Below are 16959 nucleotides of genomic sequence, written 5' to 3' on the forward strand. Positions count from 1 at the left end.
GCGCGCGGCTTCCCGCCCGAGGGGACGGCCGAACGCCTCCGTGACCGGTGTCAGCGCACGTCCATCCGGCGCAGTGCCGTCGCGCCCAGCACCCACAGGAGGAGGGCGGACGACAGCGACGCGGCCACGATGGCGGCGACCGTCGGCAGGTCGAGGCCTCCCGCGTCGGAGAGGGCCGTGCTACCGAGGTTGAGCGTCATGCTGACCAGAGCCTGGGGGACGAGGTGAGGGAGCACCCCGCCGACACCGGAGAGGAGGACACCGACCCCGGCGACACAGCCCAGCAGACCCAGGGCCACGGGCACGGCGAAGGAACGGATCAGCATCGACAGGCCGGACTGGAGGGCCACGACCGGCAGCGCGGCGACGACGCCCAGCAACGCCGCGGCGACACTGTGCCAGGGCGGCCATCCGTCCAGGCCCAGGACGAGCCTGCCGGTCAGTACCACCAGCGAGAGCAGGACGGACTGCATGGCCCAGACCATCAGGGCGAGGGCGGCGAGTTTGGCGCCCACGATCCGGAAGGCCCGGGCGGGTGTGGCCATGAGCAGGTTCCAGTTGTGGCCGCGGTGCTCCATGCGCCACGCGGCCGACGCCATCACCGCGACGCCCATCGACATGAAGAACAGGCCGTAGAAGAGCACGACCTGCGACCAGTAGGAACTCCATCCGGACGACAGCGCCTCCTGGTTGCCGCCGTAGTTGACGGTTCCTGTGATGACCGCGAGCAGCGGCAGGACCACGGCCACGATCCACAGCGACGAACGCCGCAACTTGGTCAGCTCGGCCAGGACCATCCCCCTCATACCTCCCTCCCGTCCAGACGCCGGACGGCGACACCGAACAGGACCACCACGACCAGCAGGAACGCGGCCGACCAGCCGTACCCGGGAGTGACCGCGAGGAAGCCCTCCTCGCCCATGCCCAGCGGGGAGATGACCGCGTAGTGGCCCCAGGGCAGCACCCGGGCCAGGGCCGGCGGCATCAGCAGGGAGAACACCCCGCAGAACGCGCCGAGCATCCCGGTGGCCAGCCCGACGAGCTGGTTCTCCACCCGTGCGGCCAGCCACACGTGCAGACACAGAAGGGCCAGGTCCACCAGCAACAGGCGGACCGCGTACCCGGCCCACATCCCGGGTGACGGTGGCACGGTGATCCCGGCGGCCAGACCCGCCATGACGATCAGGGCGGTCTGGACGGACACCGCCACCGCCAGGAGCAGCCCCAGCACCACGACCTTGGCACGGCACAGCAGTCCGGGACCGAAACCGGCCACCCGCGACAGCGTCCACCCCTGGCCCTGGTGCTCCACGTCGACCTGTCTGCCGGCGAGCACCGCCACCAGGATGGGGGAGATCAGGGCCGCCACCATGACGTAGCCCATGAGGAGCCTCTCCCACGGCTGGGCGTCCGGATCGTCGAAACCGGCCCGCGCGGTGTCCGACATCAGACTCGCGCAGGTGAGGGCGACGATGGCGGCCACCATGACCGCGCACACGGTCCCGACCCGCAGCCCGCGCATCTTCCGTAGTTCCAGGACCAGCGCCGTCGACATCACACCAGCCCCTCACGGCCGGTGAGGTCCATGAAGACCTCTTCCAGGGTCTGCTGGACGCGACGTACGCCGTGGATGGGAACGCCGCCCTCCACCAGGCGCCGGACGAGGGCGGCCGTGTCCTCGTCGTCGAACCCGGACAGGCGTATGCCCCGCTCCGCGCGTACCGCGGGCACACCCAAGGCGAGGGCTCGCTCGGGTTCGGGAGTGTCCACGAGCAGGTCGGGGAGGCTGCGGTCGAACAGTTCGGCCCGCGTGCCCTGGAAGATCAACCTTCCCCGGCCGAGGATGCCCAGCACCGACGCCGTCCTGTCGATCTCGTCGAGCAGGTGGCTGGAGACCATGACGGTGGTGCCGTTCGCCGCCAGGGACACCAGCAGCTCACGGATCTCCTCGATGCCCGCCGGGTCCAGGCCGTTGGTGGGCTCGTCCAGGACCAGCAGACGCGGTTCCCGCGCCAGGGCCATCGCGATGCCCAGGCGCTGCTTCATGCCCAACGAGTAGGCCCGGACCGGCTTGGTCATGTGCTCCTGGAGACGCACGGTGGAGACGGCACGGGAGATCTGTCGGTCGTCGAGTCCGAGCATCCGTTGGACGATCGCCATGTTCTCCCGTCCGGTGAGGTGGGCGTATCCGGGGGGAGCCTCGATGAGGGAGCCGACCTTCCTCAGCAGGTCGGGGCGCGTGTCCCGGTTCATCGGCCGGCCGAAGAGGTGGATCTGCCCTCGGCTGGGCCGGACCAGCGACAGCAGCATCTTCATGGTGGTCGACTTGCCCGACCCGTTGGGTCCGAGAAAGCCGTACACCGAGCCCCGCGGCACCCGTAGGTCGAGGTCGTCCACGACCGTGCGGGAACCGTAGGTCTTCGTGAGGCGATGGGTGGTGATGATGTCGTCCATGCGGCTCCTTTCCCTCGCAGAGCCTGGGGCACGGCACCCGGGGAGGACATCGTGCCGGGGGACGAAGAGGACGGTCCCACCGTGGTGTGAGGGGAGCGGGGGCCTTCGCTCAGGCCTCCCGGAGCAGGTCCTGACGATCCACCAGCCCGGCCCGGAACGCGAACAACACCGCCTGGACCCGGTCACGGGAGCCCGTCTTGGCCAGCACGTGTCCGACGTGGGTCTTGACCGTGGGCATGGACAGCACGAGACGCTCGCAGATCTCGGTGTTGGAGTGGCCGAGCGCCATGGCGACCAGGACCTCCCGCTCGCGCGGGGTCAACGACTCCACGGCCCGGCGGAGATGCCCACGCGGGGGTCCGGGGTGGGGGTAGGCGCCGCCGAGCAGCGGGCGCACGTGCGTGAGCAGTCTTCGTGTGGAACTGGCGGAGATGACGGAGTCGCCGCGATGGACGGTGCGCACGGCCTCCAGCAACTCCTCCGGAGGGGTGTTCTTGAGCAGGAACCCCGCGGCCCCGGCCTCCACGCCCTCGATCACGTACTCGTCGGTGTCGAAGGTGGTCAGGATGACGATGCGGCACTCCGCGCCCGAGGAGACGAGGGTGCGCGTGGCGCTCAGCCCGTCCGTACCGGGCATTTGGACGTCCATGAGCAGGACGTCGACGGGATCGGCGCGCTGGTGGGCGACGGCCTGCTCCCCGTCCTCCGCCCGCCAGGCGACGGTCAGATCCGGCTGGGAGTCGATCACCATCGCCACACCGGCCGTGAACAGCACCTGGTCGTCGGCCAGACCCACACGGATCACATCTCCTCCCAAGGGATCACCGCGCGCACCCGCCAGACACCGGTCGCCTCGTCGGGGCCCGCCTCCAGGGTGCCTCCGTGCAGACCGACGCGCTCGCGCATGCCGACCAGGCCGTGTCCGGGTCCGCGGCGATCGTGGCCCGAAGGTCCGCCCGCGGAGGCGGGGGGCATGGGCGCGGTCTCGCGGACGGAGTTGACCACGACGATCTCGGCCCGCCCCGCGGACCATGTGAGTTCGACCCGGACGAAGGGCGTCCCTCCGTGTTTGAGCGCGTTGGCCAGGGCCTCCTGGAGGACACGGTAGACCGTCAGGGAGGCGGAGGCGGGCAGGATCGACGTGGTCTCCGAGACCGTCCGACCGTCGCGTGGCGCGGGTGGGGAACCGTGCTGGACCAGGCGGACGTCCAGACCGGCGCGGCGGTACTCCTCGATGAGTCCGGGAAGGTCGCCGATCCCGGGCGAGGGGGTGGATCCACGCTCCTCGCCGTCGCGCAGGACGCCCAGGAGTTGGTGCAGCTCCGTCATGGACTCGCGTCCCACCTGGGAGATGGTGGCCAGGGCGGACACCGCGAGCTCGGGGTCGGCCGTGGCGGCGTAGCGCCCCCCGTCGGCCTGGGCGACGATGACGTTCAAGGAGTGGGCGAGGACGTCGTGCATCTCCCTGGCGATGCGGGTCCGCTCGTCGAGCGCGGCGAGGCGCACCTCCTGCGCCCGCTGGGTCTCCAGCAAGCGGGCGTGCTCCACGACACGGGCGAACTCCTCGCGGTTGCGTCTGCGGAACGAGCCCCACAGGGAGACCAGCGCGACGGCCGTCCACCCCGAGAGGACGCTGTTGAGGCGTGACTCCGGATCGGCCGAGAGGCTCTCCGGCGGCAGGGACAGGACGCCCCAGGCCGAGCCGGCCAGGACCAGGACGAATCCGACGGCACGCCATGGGCGGGAGAGCTCGGCCTGCGCCGTGTAGGCGCCGACCAGGCCGCCGATCGCGACCAGCGTCGTGAGGGAGTCGAACCACAGGACGTGGAACGCCAGCAGCGACGCCAGGGCGGCCAGGGCCGGGAGGGGGCGGGCGCGGCGCAGGGCCAGGGCGGTGCAGCACGCGACGGCCAGGCCGAGGTAGGCCCATGACTCGAAGGTGCCGAAAGCGGTCGTCGGCCAGGACACCATCGCCAGGGCGAAGCAGAGGACGGCCCAGCCCGCGTCCACGGCGAGCACGTGGTCACGGGCCCACAACGTGGCGCGGTCCATGAGGGAGCGCGGGGACAGGTCGGGCATTCCTCCACGATAGGAGCGAGCGGGTCATGGGACCTCGTACCCCGGTATGAGGACCCACGGACGAGGAGACAGCCGAGGACGGCGCGGAGGGGAACACGGTGACGCCGTCGCCCGTCCTCCGGACGGCGGGCGCCTATCCTGGGAAACGCCCGCGAAGCGGCGGGGCGCTCCAGCCAGGAAGTGAGAGATGAACGTACTGCTCACCGGTGGTGCCGGGTACATCGGCTCCCACACCGCGGTCGAACTGCTCGAAGCCGGGCACGAGGTCGTGGTCGTGGACTCCCTGGTCAACAGCCACGCCGAGGCCCTGCGCCGCGTCGAGCGCATCACCGGGCGCACCGTCGCGTTCCACAAGGTGGACTGCGCCGATGCCGAGGCCCTGCGTCGCGTCTTCGCCGAGCATCGGATCGACGCGGTCATCCACCTGGCGGGACTGAAGGCCGTGGGCGAGTCCGTGGAGCAACCGTTGCGCTACTACCGCAACAACCTGGACGCCCTGCTGTCCCTGACCGAGGTCATGGACGAGCACGGTGTGCGGAACCTGGTGTTCAGCTCCTCGGCCACGGTCTACGGCGACCCCGAGCGGGTGCCCATCACCGAGGACAGTCCGCTGTCGGCCACCAACCCCTACGGCGCCACCAAACTGTTCGCCGAACGCATCCTGCGCGACCTCACCGAGGCCGACCCGCGCTGGCACGTGGTCTCGCTGCGCTACTTCAACCCCATCGGCGCCCATCCCAGTGGTCTGATCGGCGAGGACCCTCAGGGGGTGCCCAACAACCTGTTCCCCTACATCGCGCAGGTCGCCGCCGGGCGTCGTGAGCGACTGGACGTGTTCGGCGACGACTACGACACCCCCGACGGCACGGGCGTGCGCGACTACCTGCACGTGGTGGACCTGGCGCAGGGCCACCTGGCCGCCATGGACCGTATCGCCGACGCCGCCGGTTTCCGGGTCTACAACCTGGGCACCGGCGAGGGGACCTCCGTCCTGGAGAGTCTGCGCGCCTTCGAACGGGCCGTCGGAGGGTCCATCCCGTACGCGGTGGTCGATCGGCGCCCGGGCGACATCGCCGTGTGCTTCGCCGACGCCTCCGCAGCCGCCCGCGACCTGGGATGGAAGTCCGTTCGCACGGTGGACGACGCGTGCCGTGACGCATGGCGCTGGCAGTCGTCCAACCCCGGTGGCTTCGCCGTCTGAGACCGATCCCACGCTCCACGGGCCGGGACCGGGGGGCCGAGTGCTCCGGAGCGGTGAACCGGCGGCGGTCACCGCACTAGACTGGGCGGACATCCCTTGACTCCCTGCGGAAGGTCCTCCGTCGTGTCCGTTGGTGCTGAGAGCACGTTCGACACCGTTCTCGTCGTCGACTTCGGCGCGCAGTACGCGCAGCTGATCGCACGACGCGTACGCGAATGCCACGTGCACAGTGAGATCGTGCCCTCGACCATGCCAGTGGAGGAGATGGTCGCCAAGAGGCCCAAGGCCATCATCCTCTCCGGCGGACCGTCCTCGGTCTACGCCGAGGAGGCGCCGAGGCCCGGGCCGGAGCTGTTCGAGACGGGGGTGCCCACCCTCGGCATCTGCTACGGCTTCCAGGCGATGACCCAGGCCCTGGGCGGCACCGTGTCCAGGACCGATCTTCGCGAGTACGGTCGCACCGCGCTGACGGCGAACACCGACTCCCTGCTCTTCGCGGGTCTGCCGGCCGAACAGCAGGTGTGGATGTCGCACGGGGACTCGGTCACCACCGCCCCCGAGGGGTTCGTCACGACGGCCTCCACCACCGGCGCGCCGGTCGCCGCGTTCGAGGACACCGGGCGCCGCCTCTTCGGCGTTCAGTTCCACCCCGAGGTGCTGCACACCGACCACGGCCAGGAGGTGCTGCGCCGCTTCCTGTACGAGGGCGCGGGCTGCCGGCCCACCTGGACGATGCTCAACATCGTCGAGGAGCAGGTGGAGCACATCCGCGAACAGATCGGCGACAAGCGCGTCATCTGCGCCCTCAGCGGAGGCGTGGACTCGGCGGTGGCCGGTGCCCTGGTCCAGCGTGCCGTCGGCGAGCAGCTGACCTGCGTGTTCGTGGACCACGGTCTGCTGCGCAAGGGCGAGGCGGAGCAGGTGGAGAAGGACTACGTCGCGGTCACCGGCGCCAGGCTCAAGGTCGTGGACGCCCAGGAGCGCTTCCTGTCCGCGCTGGCGGGCGTGACCGACCCCGAACAGAAGCGCAAGATCATCGGCCGCGAGTTCATCCGCGTGTTCGAGCAGGCGGCCCGTGAGGTCGTCGCCGAGAGCGGCGAGGCCGGCACGGAGGTGGAGTTCCTGGTGCAGGGGACCCTGTACCCGGACGTGGTGGAGTCCGGCGGCGGCAACGGCACCGCGAACATCAAGTCGCACCACAACGTGGGCGGTCTACCCGACGACCTGCGGTTCACGCTCGTGGAGCCGCTGCGCGAACTGTTCAAGGACGAGGTGCGCAAGGTCGGCGAGGAGTTGGGTCTGCCTCCGGAGATGGTCTGGCGTCAGCCCTTCCCCGGCCCCGGGCTGGGCATCCGCATCATCGGTGAGGTGACCCGGGAGCGCCTGGAGATCCTGCGCGAGGCCGACGCGATCGCGCGCGAGGAGTTGACCCGCGCCGGACTGGACCGCTCCATCTGGCAGTGCCCGGTGGTGTTGCTCGCGGACGTGCGCTCGGTAGGGGTGCAGGGTGATGGTCGTACCTACGGTCACCCCGTGGTGCTGCGCCCGGTCAGCAGTGAGGACGCGATGACCGCCGACTGGTCGCGCGTGCCCTACGACGTCCTGGCCGGGATCTCCAACCGCATCACCAACGAGGTGGACGAGGTCAACCGGGTGGTGCTGGACGTGACCAGCAAGCCCCCGGGCACCATCGAGTGGGAGTAGACCTCCCCCGGAACCAGGACGGGCCCGGCGTCCGCCTCTTCGGCGCGGACGCCGGGCCCGTGCCCGTTCGGGTCAGTCGACCATGTGCCGGATGTCGATCTCCGTGGGTTCGGCGTCCGGGCGGTGGCTGAGGACGAGCATCCTCGGGGTCTCACCGTTGCGCAGGATGAACACCAGTTCACCCTCCACCGTGGCCCCGGGGCCGATCCCCGAGGTGTCCCACAGCGGTTTCTCGTACTCGGGGCGGGACGGCTCCTCGGCTTCGACCGTCTCGTTGAAACTGGTCGTCAGCAACTGCTCGTTGTGGTCGAACACCACCAGTTCGTCGCTGACGTTCGACAGTCCGAGCATCACCACGCAGTACTCCGCGTTCGTCTGGAGCCGCGAACGGATGTTGTGCTGGGGCAGACCGCAGGTGACCTCGTGGACGTGGTACTGCACCATCTGGTCGGCCGAGGCCCCCGCCATGTCGTCCGGCAGGCCGGTGGAGGGGCGGTCGGGAGAGTCCTCGGAGTCGGCCGCGTCCTCCTCGGGCGTGGGATCGGACGGCTGTTCCTGAGGGGAGGCCTCCCCTTGGGAACCCCGATCGTCGCCGAACAACGGCAGGCCGCCCCAGTTCACCAACGCGTTCATCAGGAGCATGATCAACACGAGCACCAGCACACCGCCCAGCGCCATGGCGATGATCACGCCTCTGCGTCGATTCGGTGTGGCGGGCCGGTGCGGGGGCGGGGGCACCGGCGGCACGTAGGGCTGTGGGCCGGGACGGTTCGCCTGCTGGTCGGCGGGGGGGACCATCGGGATCGGTCCGGTCGAGGCCGGGTGTTGGGCCTGTACGGGTCCGTGCGGGCCTGCCTGGTGGGGCGGCCCCTGCCCCGCCTGAGCCTGTCCTCCGTGCGGTCGGCCACTCGGGTGGACGGGCCCGGGACGTCCCCGCTGGGGGGCCTGGGAACGCTGGAAGTCGCCCGTCTGGTGGGCCGGGGGGGACATGGGGGCGTGCGGCGCGGCCTGGTAGTGGCCGTGGGCCGGATGCCTCACCCCCGACATCGCCTGGTGGCCGGGCGGCACCTGCTGCGGGTGTGGCATACCGGGCGGCATCGGAGGCAGGTTCGGTCGCCACGACTGGTGCAGCGCGTTGGACACCATGTCGTTGGGGTTGGTGCTCTCCTCGCCACCCGCCAGTTCCAGCAGCAGGTCCTGGGCGGTGGGGCGGCGGTTGGGGTCCTTGTCCAGAGCGCGCATGACCAGGCGGTCCAAAGGACCGTCCAGGTCGCCGATCTGCGGTTCGGCGAAGAGCACCCGCTTGCCCAGCGTCATGGCGTCGCCGTTGCCGAAGGGATGGGTGCCGTTCCCGGCGAAGGCCACCAGGCATCCCCACGCGAAGATGTCCGCGGCGGTGGTGACCTTCTCCTCCAGCAGTTGCTCGGGCGCCATCCACCCGGGACTGCCCATGACGATGCCGGTCTGGGTGTGGTTCGTCGCGGTGTTCATCGCACGGGCGATACCGAAGTCGATCACCCGGGGACCGGAGAGCGACAGCAGCACGTTGGCGGGCTTGAGGTCGCGGTGGACCAGCCCGGTGCGGTGGATGGCGGCCAGGGCGGCGGCCACGCCCAGCGCGAAACCGTGCAGGGTCGAGGAGTCGAGTGGACCGTTCTCGGCGATGTGCTCGGCCAACGCCGTGCCCGCGATGTACTCGGTGACCATGTAGGGGCGGTTCTCGAACGTCCCGTGGTCGAGCACCTTGGCGGTGCAGAAGGAGGCGACCTTGCGGGCGTTCTCCATCTCGTCGCGAAAACGCGCCCGCGTCGCCTCGTCGAAGGCGAGTTCCGGGCGGATGACCTTGATGGCTACCTGGTTGTTCTTCTCCGGCATGCTGCCGAGGTAGACGGTGCCCATGCCGCCACTACCCAGCTTCCCGGACAGCACATAGGGACCGATGGTGGCCGGATCTCCGGCGGCCAGCGGTTCCAGGTTCTTCGGGAGCCCATCCGACGGCAAGCGACCCTCCCCGACGGTGTCCAAACTCCGCCTTGCCCCAAGGTAGCGGGGTTTGTGCCCGGATTCCCACTCACCGACCTGATGGGGCCGTTCTGGGGGCGGGCGGTAACTGACATGACAGTGGTGACGATCCCCGAATCGCTGTCCTGGTTCCCGATTCCCTCCCGCGACATCGGTGTCGACGGAGGACGGTGAACACTCCGGAGCCCCTGGCGGGGTAGGTGTTCACGCAAAGTGGGGGTCCTTTACGATTGGGGACTCGTGACCGTTGATACCACCGTAACCGTGCGGGTCCCCGCGAAGGTGAACCTCCAGTTGGCGGTGGGGCCCAGACGTGAGGACGGGTTCCACGACCTCGTCAACGTGTTCCACGCCGTCTCGCTGTTCGATGAGGTTACCGTCAAGCGGGCCTCGCCGTGTCGGCAGAGTCCGTCCGAAGGCGTGGGACGGGACGATCCTCCCGGAGAACCCGAAGAATCCGCCTTCGCGGGGATGAGCGTGGGGGGCGACCTGGGCAGTCATCTGTCCCGCGTGCCCCTGGACTCCTCCAACCTGGCCGCACGCGCGGTGAACCTGTTGGCCGAACGGACCGGCCGGGGCTTCCCGGTCACGGTCCACCTGGACAAGGACATCCCCGTCGCGGGGGGCATGGCCGGAGGAAGCGCGGACGCCGCCGCCGCGCTGCTGGCCTGCGATCGGCTGTGGGGTTGTGACCTGCCGGCCGGGGTCCTGACCGAGTACGCGGCCGACCTCGGCAGCGACGTTCCCTTCGCGTTGTTGGGGGCCACCGCGGTGGGCAGGGGACGCGGGGAGATCCTGCGTCCCCTGCCCAGCCCTGGACGTTTCCGCTGGGTGTTCGCGCTGTCGCCGCGAGGGTTGTCCACGGCCGAGGTGTTCGCGGAGTACGACCGCGTCAGGCCGGACGCCCCCGAGCCGCGGTTGGACGATGCCCTGGTCGACGCGCTCGCCGAGGGCGACCCGGTGGCCCTCGGAGCGGCGTTGACCAACGATCTCCAGGACGCGGCGCTGTCGCTGCTGCCGGAGTTGGGGCGCACCCTGAGGACGGGGACCGACGAGGGGGCGCTGGGCGCACTGGTGTCGGGCTCGGGGCCGACCTGTGCGTTCCTGGTCGGTGGGGACGACGACGAGGCGACGGAGAGGGAGACCGCCGTGGTGGCCGCGTTGGAGTCGAGCGGGTCGTGCGAGCGGGTCGTGAGGGCGTGGGGAGACGTCCCCGGAGCCACCGTCCTATGACGTAAATCACAGGAAGTTCTTACCGTTCTTCGAGGGTGCGGCGATTGACCTCAACTTTTGTCGAGGTTCGACACTGGGGTCATGCCAGCCACAGCCGCTCTTTCGCGCTACGCGGACCTTCCCGCCCTCATCGGGCTCATGGAGGGTGACGAGAAGCACAGCGGAGCCGCCCACTCCACGCTCGACGTGTTGTGGGTGCTCTACGACCGCGTGCTCGACGTCACCCCCGCCACCGCCGACGCCCCGACCCGTGACCGGTTCCTGCTCTCCAAGGGGCACGGACCGGCCGCCTACTACGCCGTGCTCGCCGCCAAGGGGTTCGTGGACGTGCCCACGTTGCGCGGATGGGCCTCCTTCGACTCCCCCCTGGGGCACCACCCCGACCGCACCCTGGTGCCCGGAGTGGAGATCGGCAGCGGCTCCCTCGGACACGGACTGCCCCTCGCCCTGGGAGCCGCCCTCGGGACGCGCGCCCGGAAGATCCGCCGGGCCGATGGCACCGAGCCCCGGATCGTCGTCCTCGTCGGTGACGGGGAACTCGACGAGGGCAGCAATCACGAGGCCATCGCGGTGGCCGCACGCCTTGGCATGGACAACCTCACCGCCGTCGTCGTGGACAACGACTCCTCCACCCACGGATGGCCCGGAGGGATCGGTCCGCGCTTCGAGGTCGAGGGCTGGGAGGCCCGGGAGGCGCACGGACGTGACCACGACGCCCTGTACCAGGCCCTCACCCGGCCCCATCCGGGGCGGCCGCTCGCCGTCGTCGCCCGTGTCCGTCCCTAGGAGACCGCAGATGCGCAGGACCTTCGCCGCAACCGTCAGCCGGGCCTTGGACGACGACCCGCGTGTCGCCCTCGTCCTGGCCGCCATCTCCGCCGGCATGTTCCGCACCTCGGCGGCGCGGCATCCGGGCAGGGTGATCGACGTGGGTATTCGGGAGCAGGCCATGATCGGCGTCGCCGGAGGCCTGGCCCTGACCGGTATGCGGCCGATCGTGCACAGTTACGCGCCGTTCTTGGTGGAACGGCCCTTCGAACAGATCAAACTGGACCTCGGCCACCAGGACGTCGGGGCGGTCCTGGTGAGCATCGGGGGCTCCTACGACGCCGCCGAGGAGGGCCGCACCCACCAGGCGCCCGGCGACGTCGCCCTGCTGGACACCCTGCCGGGGTGGACGGTGTACGTGCCCGGGCATCCGGACGAGGTGCGCGAGGCGCTCGGCGCCGCCGTCCCGGGGGACGACCGCGTGTACGTGCGACTCTCGGAGACCGTCAACCGCGCGCCGTTTCCCGTCAGCGGACGTCTCCACGTGGTGCGGTCGGGCTCGCCGCGATCGGCCGGAGTGGTCCTGGCGGTCGGGCCGATGCTGGACCGGGTGCTGGAGGCGACCGCCGACCTGGACGTGACCGTCGCCTACACGGCCACCGTGCGTCCGTTCGACCGGGAGGGGCTGAGTTCGCTGGTGGCCGCCGCGGGCAACGCGGACGTGCTCGTGGTGGAACCGTACCTGCGGGGCACCTCGGCGCACGAGGTGGCCGAAGCGCTGGCCGACCGACGGCATCGACAGTCGGGCCTGGGCGTCGCCCGGGACCGTGAGGTACGGGCCTACGGCACCTCCGTCCAGCACGCGCGGGAGCACGGCCTGGACACCGAGGGGATCGCCAAGGCCGCCCGGGACTTCTTCCTGGTCTAGGTGTGCTGTTCGGTGGCCGCCCTCTGTCCGTACGCGGTGTCCACCGAAGACGACGGGCCCTCCGGGAAGAGGCCCTCGCGCGCCGGGGGCGGTCCCGGTCAGGGGACAGGGGCGGGCGGTCCACGCACCATGGTGCTGCCGCCACAATGGATAGCGATGAATCTGTTCCATCACCTGGGAGCAAAAATAAGTCTTCTACCTGCACATACTCTGTTCTGACTCCCTCTGGAGTCAGCACGAAGTCAGCACCGGCTCTTTTGTCATGACATCTCCGAGTGTTGTGCTGACGGTCTTGAAGGTCTGGTCAAGGACCGCGCGGGCACGCTCTCCCGACTCGGGGATGTAGTGGCGGTAAGTTCGGTAGGTGACGTTCACGTTGTTGTGGCCGAGCCACGATGACACGTCGGTGAGGGGAACCCCAGAGGCAAGGAGCTTCGTCGCGTAGAAGTGTCTCAACCCATGAGCAGTGAAGTCCTTGGGAAGGCCAGCGGCTTTGACAGCTTTCTTCCATGGTCTGCTGATGGACACGTGGTACACATAGTCTCCGCTGCGGGCAGGCTGAACGAGGTAGCCATCATCGTTGGTGCCGAACCCCATGACGCTGTCTGTGATGGCCTGGGAAGCCCACGCCGGAAGTGGAACATCCCGAAAGTCTCCTTCGATCCTGTGCTTGAGCGGTACCACCCTTGTGACGCCGTTCTCGTCACGACCGGTCTGTTCGATGACCCGGTACATGGTGTCCCCATGCACCAGGTTGTTCACGTTGGCGGCCAGCGCCTCACTGACACGCAAGCCGCATCCGGCCATGAGGGGGATGATCACTCGCAGGTATCCGGGCATGGCCTGATAGAGCGTCTCTACCTGCTCAAGCGTGGGCAGGTGGATCTTCTTGGTCCTGATCTCGGGAAGGTCGACTCCCTTGACAGGGGACTCCGTGAGCTTTCGGTCCTCTACAGCCTTGTTGAAGACGCCACTCAGTAGTGTGTGGACGGATGCCACAGTGCTTCCCGCCAAGGGAAGATTCCAGTAGAACTCTCGCATCTCCTCCTTGGTGAGGGAGGACATGGGCCTTCCCCCGAAGGCCGGGTACACGTGTTTGTTCAACAGTGAGCGGTACTTCCGGACGGAGGCAGGTTTCAACCGTCTGTGCTTGAGCCACTTGTCCGTGAAGTCCTTGAAGGAGACCTCACCGGCCTTGGGGTCCACGAAGGACTCAAGGTAGGCGCGCTTGTCGTAGTCGATCTTGAGAGCGAAGTCCTTCGCTTTCTGCTTCTCAGTGGACTTGAAGGACTGCTCACGCTGCTTGCCCCTCCTACCCCCGGCAGTCCGGTAGCGGACCGTCCAAGAGTGAGAACACTTGTCCCACTTGCGTGTCTTCCCCACATCCGTTTTCACGGCGTCTGCACAGTCGCACTTCTTGAGGAGCTTGGCCATGTCAGGCACCACTCTCCCCAGTGCTCTTGAGGGCATCGAGTGCCAAGTCCGTTAGTTCGGCGCTGAGACGGTTCTTGTCGCCCTTCCTCTGGATCAGGTAGCCCTTCTCTCTTGCGCGTCGGACACGAGCGCTGGCCGTGTTCCTGGAGACCTCCCAAGCCTGAGCCATGGTTTCGATGGGGCGACGTTCGTTGGAGTTAATCAGGCGTACGTACTCAGCGGCTACAAGCGCGTAGTCCTCTGGGGTCTCGACTCGTTCCGGGAGGGGTGCGGGCTGCGACCCCGGGTCGATTTCGGAGCGGATCCGATTCACCCAGTAGGTGATGGTCTTCCGGGCCTCTCCGAGGGGGACCGAACGCATCATCTCCGTGGTGACACCGTCGCTTTGGCTGGCCGCATCCTCACTCTCTGCTAGCACCGTGACGCGAGTAGGGCCGTTGTAGGGCGCGTGTACGTGCGCCTCTACGAGAGCGACACAGCCCTCTGTGAGTTCATAGGTGGCCTTGAGGATGGCAGGCTCTCCGTCTGTCTCGTAGGCGTACAGCTTCCAACCTGCCGGAAGCTCCCAGCCGTAGGTCTTGGGGTCTATTTCGTGATGATTCATGCCAGCATGTTAGCACACGAAACTTGACTAGTGCCATGTGCTGGGCTTAAGGTGTGTGGCACACGGTGCTTGTCTGGCCTCGTGTGGCGTGGTGGTGGCAGAAGTTAGGAGTGAGTGCATGGCGAGTGGTGGAAGCAACCGACTCATGTCTCCGAAACAGCTGGCGGACTACCTGGGGGTGTCCAAGCAGACGGTCTATGAGCGTTGGCGCTCTTGGGGAATCCGAGCTCACAAGGTGGGCAAGCATCTCCGATTCAGAGAGCGAGACGTAGAGACCTGGCTTGAGGCCAACCGAGTCAGCTATTAGAAAAGAACGGAGGGAAAAGAATGTTCAACATTGCACGCTTCTTTGAGAAGCAGGCGGAACGTGATGCCTTGGAATTTATTCACATCTACCAGGAGGCCTCACGAGAGGTTGCGCTAATCATTCGCGAAGCAAGCAGTGAGACTGGGGAAGAAGAGCGACTGGAAGACTGAAATCTTGCCAAGCTCTTTTAATGGGACACATGGGAGTGAACTTGGACTACAAGCCAAGAAGGAAGATTAAAACCGACTACGCTGCCAGAGTTTTCTACGGTCGCATGATCTGGGATGAAGCGAAACCAGGAGGTTTGATATCTGAGATCATTGTAGAGAGGACTGGTGGTAAGGACTTAGGTCATAGGATTCCTCTCCTTCTTCACGGATATCTAAGGCACATGAACGGAAGGTCAGGAACTACGTTTTCCTCCCTTAATAAGCTCGCTCAAGATATGGGGTACTCAGGGAGCGGGCATGACCTGACCAAATGCAGAAACCTCCTAGAGGTATACGGATTCCTGACCCATGTCAAAGGAAAGGGAAGAACGGTAGAGTATGCGCTCAGTGTCCCTGTAGTGCTAATCGACAAGTACGAGAATGCTAACGGTGATGAGTACGAGGATATAACAGATTTCCTCAACCCGGATACTTTGAGGGGAGACGAGCACAAGGAGAACAGGCAAGAGAAGAAGCATGTGAACAAGGAAAACCTAGCGGGTGGAGTGACCAAAGATCCCTGGGGAGATAGCTTGATGCTCTAGAGCTCTCAATCACCGCCCCGGCGGTGGCTAAGTATTAAGCAACAAGTGCAAAGTAGTAAGTTTGAAGCAAGAAGCTTCAAGTAAAGAGTAATAAGTTACAAGGCCGGGGAGACTCGGCCTTGTAACTTTACAGACATGGTCTCTTCGACTTGAGGTCTCCGAGTCCAAATAAATTATTCTACCTCAGCGACCCCTTGCGTCATTTCGATGCCAAGGGGACTGGTATACGAGACCAGTCATGTACTCAGAGGCACTGGAATGCATCCTAATAAGGCGTTGCAGAGGGTTGTCATAGTAGGAGATCTCATCTTCCGAGAGCGAAGCAGGATTTACTGCCCGATCAAAGGTTCCGGACCGGCGCTCACGAAAACCTCTGCGGTTAGCCTCTACAAACCTGTCATAGCCATGAGGGGGCTGCCCAGGAAACCAGAGGTGTGAACTCATATCCCACGCCTGATCGCACAACGCTTCAAGCGAATCTCTATCCGAGATCCCAACCCGAGGAGAATTATCCGCCATTTTAAGGAAGTTCCTCGTCTCTTCCACAGAAAGTACGATCACATAAAGAAGCACCAACTCACTACTGTAATGGTCATAAGATGGCCACTCCCAGGTGCGGTTCCCGTAAAGTAGTCTTGTAGCATCAGTGTTTGGGTGGACAAATGCACTCAAAAATCGATAATGGACATCGAGTGCCCTGACGCTTTCCCCGTCTGCAAACCCGTTTTCCTTGAGGCTCTCCTTGACACTCAACCACCTCAAATAGGTTTCATAGAGACTTTTGTTATGCACAGCATGATCCCGGCGCATAGTCGCATCCGTAACACCATCATCGAAATACTCCTGTTCAGAAGGCGGAGCCACAAAGGGGGAGTACTCATTCAGAAGGAAGTAGTGGATCCCAATCGTTTGACGCTCTTCTTCTTTTTCAGACTTAGAGTGCAAGCCTTCAAACAGAACGCGAACGTTCCTTTTGTTGGAACGCCTCCAGCTAGCAACATTTTGCCATGCCTCGCCAGAATTTCGTTCAGCCTGCCACCTACTCCAAGTTTCGTCGTCGATTTCACTAAACACCTGAACATAGCGCTGGCCCAAAAAGATCAGCTTGTCTACAAGAACATGCTCCATGCAAGAACGGAGCACTGAGAAAGCAGGAGCATAGGCATCGCGCACCAGGGAATCCAACGATGACTGGAGATAGACGGAAAGCGATGCACACCTTTTGGCATTATCCGTATTAAAAGCATGCTCGACATCGTCAACCGGCTCCAGCCGATGGGCCATCCCACTAAGTTCCCCTACAAGGCGAACGGCACACCGATAAAGATCGCCATGCTCACTCTTTCCCTTATCCCAAGTCATTTTTTCTCCACCCAAAATTCCGATACCCCACGAAGAGAGTATCGGAATTTTCAGGACCAATCAAGCAAAGGCCCCGACAGTGCCAACTGTCAGAGCCTTTCTCATGTCA

Annotated in this window: 17 protein-coding genes; 8 read left to right on the forward strand and 9 right to left on the reverse strand. The window is 66.1% G+C overall.

Going from position 1 to position 16959, the window contains the following annotated elements:
- Positions 1-50: 50 nt before the first annotated feature.
- From PFX91_RS05855 to PFX91_RS05875, 5 genes are all read right to left on the reverse strand, one after another.
- Positions 51-806, reverse strand: coding sequence for an ABC transporter permease (locus tag PFX91_RS05855; RefSeq protein ID WP_285729980.1), 756 nt, complete (start codon positions 804-806; stop codon positions 51-53).
- The gene (locus PFX91_RS05860; protein ID WP_502888252.1) at positions 803-1555 is read right to left on the reverse strand and encodes an ABC transporter permease; all 753 of its coding nucleotides are present in this window, start codon (positions 1553-1555) and stop codon (positions 803-805) included. Before PFX91_RS05860 ends, PFX91_RS05855 begins: the two co-directional genes overlap by 4 nt.
- Entirely contained in the window at positions 1555-2454 is a 900-nt protein-coding gene (locus PFX91_RS05865) for an ABC transporter ATP-binding protein (RefSeq protein ID WP_285729983.1), read from the reverse strand. Before PFX91_RS05865 ends, PFX91_RS05860 begins: the two co-directional genes overlap by 1 nt.
- Positions 2455-2563: 109 nt before the next feature.
- On the reverse strand, positions 2564-3259 hold the full coding sequence (locus tag PFX91_RS05870; RefSeq protein WP_285729985.1) for a response regulator: 696 nt from the start codon (positions 3257-3259) through the stop codon (positions 2564-2566).
- Positions 3256-4533 carry a sensor histidine kinase gene (locus PFX91_RS05875; protein WP_285729986.1) on the reverse strand — a complete coding sequence of 426 codons (1278 nt, stop codon included), beginning with the start codon at positions 4531-4533 and terminating at the stop codon, positions 3256-3258. The genes PFX91_RS05870 and PFX91_RS05875 overlap by 4 nt, the downstream gene beginning before the upstream one ends.
- Before the next feature lie 187 nt (positions 4534-4720).
- Here PFX91_RS05875 and galE point away from each other — a divergent pair, with 187 nt between their 5' ends.
- Positions 4721-5734 carry a UDP-glucose 4-epimerase GalE gene (galE, locus tag PFX91_RS05880; protein ID WP_285729988.1) on the forward strand — a complete coding sequence of 338 codons (1014 nt, stop codon included), beginning with the start codon at positions 4721-4723 and terminating at the stop codon, positions 5732-5734.
- 123 nt (positions 5735-5857) lie between these two features.
- Positions 5858-7438: a glutamine-hydrolyzing GMP synthase gene (guaA, locus tag PFX91_RS05885; RefSeq protein WP_285729990.1), complete on the forward strand. Its 1581-nt coding sequence runs from the start codon at positions 5858-5860 to the stop codon at positions 7436-7438.
- Positions 7439-7510: 72 nt separating this feature from the next.
- Here guaA and PFX91_RS05890 read toward each other — a convergent pair whose 3' ends face one another.
- The gene (locus tag PFX91_RS05890) at positions 7511-9439 is read right to left on the reverse strand and encodes a serine/threonine protein kinase (protein ID WP_285729992.1); all 1929 of its coding nucleotides are present in this window, start codon (positions 9437-9439) and stop codon (positions 7511-7513) included.
- A gap of 285 nt (positions 9440-9724) precedes the next feature.
- Here PFX91_RS05890 and PFX91_RS05895 point away from each other — a divergent pair, with 285 nt between their 5' ends.
- The 3 genes from PFX91_RS05895 (at position 9725) to PFX91_RS05905 (ending at position 12389) form a co-directional block, all read left to right on the forward strand.
- Entirely contained in the window at positions 9725-10693 is a 969-nt protein-coding gene (locus PFX91_RS05895; protein ID WP_502888261.1) for a 4-(cytidine 5'-diphospho)-2-C-methyl-D-erythritol kinase, read from the forward strand.
- Between the two features lie 81 nt (positions 10694-10774).
- Entirely contained in the window at positions 10775-11479 is a 705-nt protein-coding gene (locus PFX91_RS05900; protein WP_285729995.1) for a thiamine pyrophosphate-binding protein, read from the forward strand.
- A 10-nt stretch (positions 11480-11489) separates the two neighbouring features.
- A complete protein-coding gene (locus PFX91_RS05905; RefSeq protein ID WP_285729997.1) occupies positions 11490-12389 on the forward strand; it encodes a transketolase family protein in 900 nt (299 codons plus the stop codon).
- Between the two features lie 231 nt (positions 12390-12620).
- On the opposite strand, the gene PFX91_RS05910 is transcribed toward PFX91_RS05905, so the two are convergent.
- Together PFX91_RS05910 and PFX91_RS05915 are read right to left on the reverse strand one after the other, a co-directional pair.
- On the reverse strand, positions 12621-13823 hold the full coding sequence (locus PFX91_RS05910; RefSeq protein ID WP_285729999.1) for a tyrosine-type recombinase/integrase: 1203 nt from the start codon (positions 13821-13823) through the stop codon (positions 12621-12623).
- Position 13824: 1 nt separating this feature from the next.
- A complete protein-coding gene (locus tag PFX91_RS05915) occupies positions 13825-14427 on the reverse strand; it encodes a hypothetical protein (RefSeq protein WP_285730000.1) in 603 nt (200 codons plus the stop codon).
- A 145-nt stretch (positions 14428-14572) separates the two neighbouring features.
- Here PFX91_RS05915 and PFX91_RS05920 point away from each other — a divergent pair, with 145 nt between their 5' ends.
- Genes PFX91_RS05920 through PFX91_RS05930 form a run of 3 tightly spaced genes read left to right on the forward strand, consistent with a single transcriptional unit; the run spans position 14573 to position 15488 of the window.
- Entirely contained in the window at positions 14573-14734 is a 162-nt protein-coding gene (locus tag PFX91_RS05920) for a helix-turn-helix domain-containing protein (RefSeq protein ID WP_285730001.1), read from the forward strand.
- A gap of 20 nt (positions 14735-14754) precedes the next feature.
- Positions 14755-14904 (forward strand): hypothetical protein, encoded by a 150-nt coding sequence (locus PFX91_RS05925; RefSeq protein ID WP_285730002.1) that lies wholly within the window; start codon positions 14755-14757, stop codon positions 14902-14904.
- Between the two features lie 29 nt (positions 14905-14933).
- Positions 14934-15488, forward strand: coding sequence for a hypothetical protein (locus tag PFX91_RS05930; RefSeq protein WP_285730003.1), 555 nt, complete (start codon positions 14934-14936; stop codon positions 15486-15488).
- A gap of 183 nt (positions 15489-15671) precedes the next feature.
- On the opposite strand, the gene PFX91_RS05935 is transcribed toward PFX91_RS05930, so the two are convergent.
- Positions 15672-16772 (reverse strand): hypothetical protein, encoded by a 1101-nt coding sequence (locus tag PFX91_RS05935; RefSeq protein WP_285730004.1) that lies wholly within the window; start codon positions 16770-16772, stop codon positions 15672-15674.
- Positions 16773-16959 lie beyond the last annotated feature (187 nt).

The sequence above is a fragment of the Nocardiopsis sp. ATB16-24 genome (assembly GCF_030271535.1).
In the GTDB taxonomy this organism is placed as follows: Bacteria; Actinomycetota; Actinomycetes; order Streptosporangiales; family Streptosporangiaceae; genus Nocardiopsis.

Coding starts and splice junctions, on each gene's coding strand:
- PFX91_RS05875 (WP_285729986.1), bottom strand. CDS start 4,533: ATGCCCGACCTGTCCCCGCGCTCCCTCATGGACCGCGCCACGTTGTGG.
- PFX91_RS05930 (WP_285730003.1), top strand. CDS start 14,934: ATGGGAGTGAACTTGGACTACAAGCCAAGAAGGAAGATTAAAACCGAC.
- PFX91_RS05860 (WP_502888252.1), bottom strand. CDS start 1,555: ATGTCGACGGCGCTGGTCCTGGAACTACGGAAGATGCGCGGGCTGCGG.
- PFX91_RS05915 (WP_285730000.1), bottom strand. CDS start 14,427: ATGAATCATCACGAAATAGACCCCAAGACCTACGGCTGGGAGCTTCCG.
- PFX91_RS05910 (WP_285729999.1), bottom strand. CDS start 13,823: ATGGCCAAGCTCCTCAAGAAGTGCGACTGTGCAGACGCCGTGAAAACG.
- PFX91_RS05920 (WP_285730001.1), top strand. CDS start 14,573: ATGTCTCCGAAACAGCTGGCGGACTACCTGGGGGTGTCCAAGCAGACG.
- PFX91_RS05865 (WP_285729983.1), bottom strand. CDS start 2,454: ATGGACGACATCATCACCACCCATCGCCTCACGAAGACCTACGGTTCC.
- PFX91_RS05925 (WP_285730002.1), top strand. CDS start 14,755: ATGTTCAACATTGCACGCTTCTTTGAGAAGCAGGCGGAACGTGATGCC.
- galE (WP_285729988.1), top strand. CDS start 4,721: ATGAACGTACTGCTCACCGGTGGTGCCGGGTACATCGGCTCCCACACC.
- PFX91_RS05900 (WP_285729995.1), top strand. CDS start 10,775: ATGCCAGCCACAGCCGCTCTTTCGCGCTACGCGGACCTTCCCGCCCTC.
- PFX91_RS05905 (WP_285729997.1), top strand. CDS start 11,490: ATGCGCAGGACCTTCGCCGCAACCGTCAGCCGGGCCTTGGACGACGAC.
- PFX91_RS05855 (WP_285729980.1), bottom strand. CDS start 806: ATGAGGGGGATGGTCCTGGCCGAGCTGACCAAGTTGCGGCGTTCGTCG.
- PFX91_RS05935 (WP_285730004.1), bottom strand. CDS start 16,772: ATGGCCCATCGGCTGGAGCCGGTTGACGATGTCGAGCATGCTTTTAAT.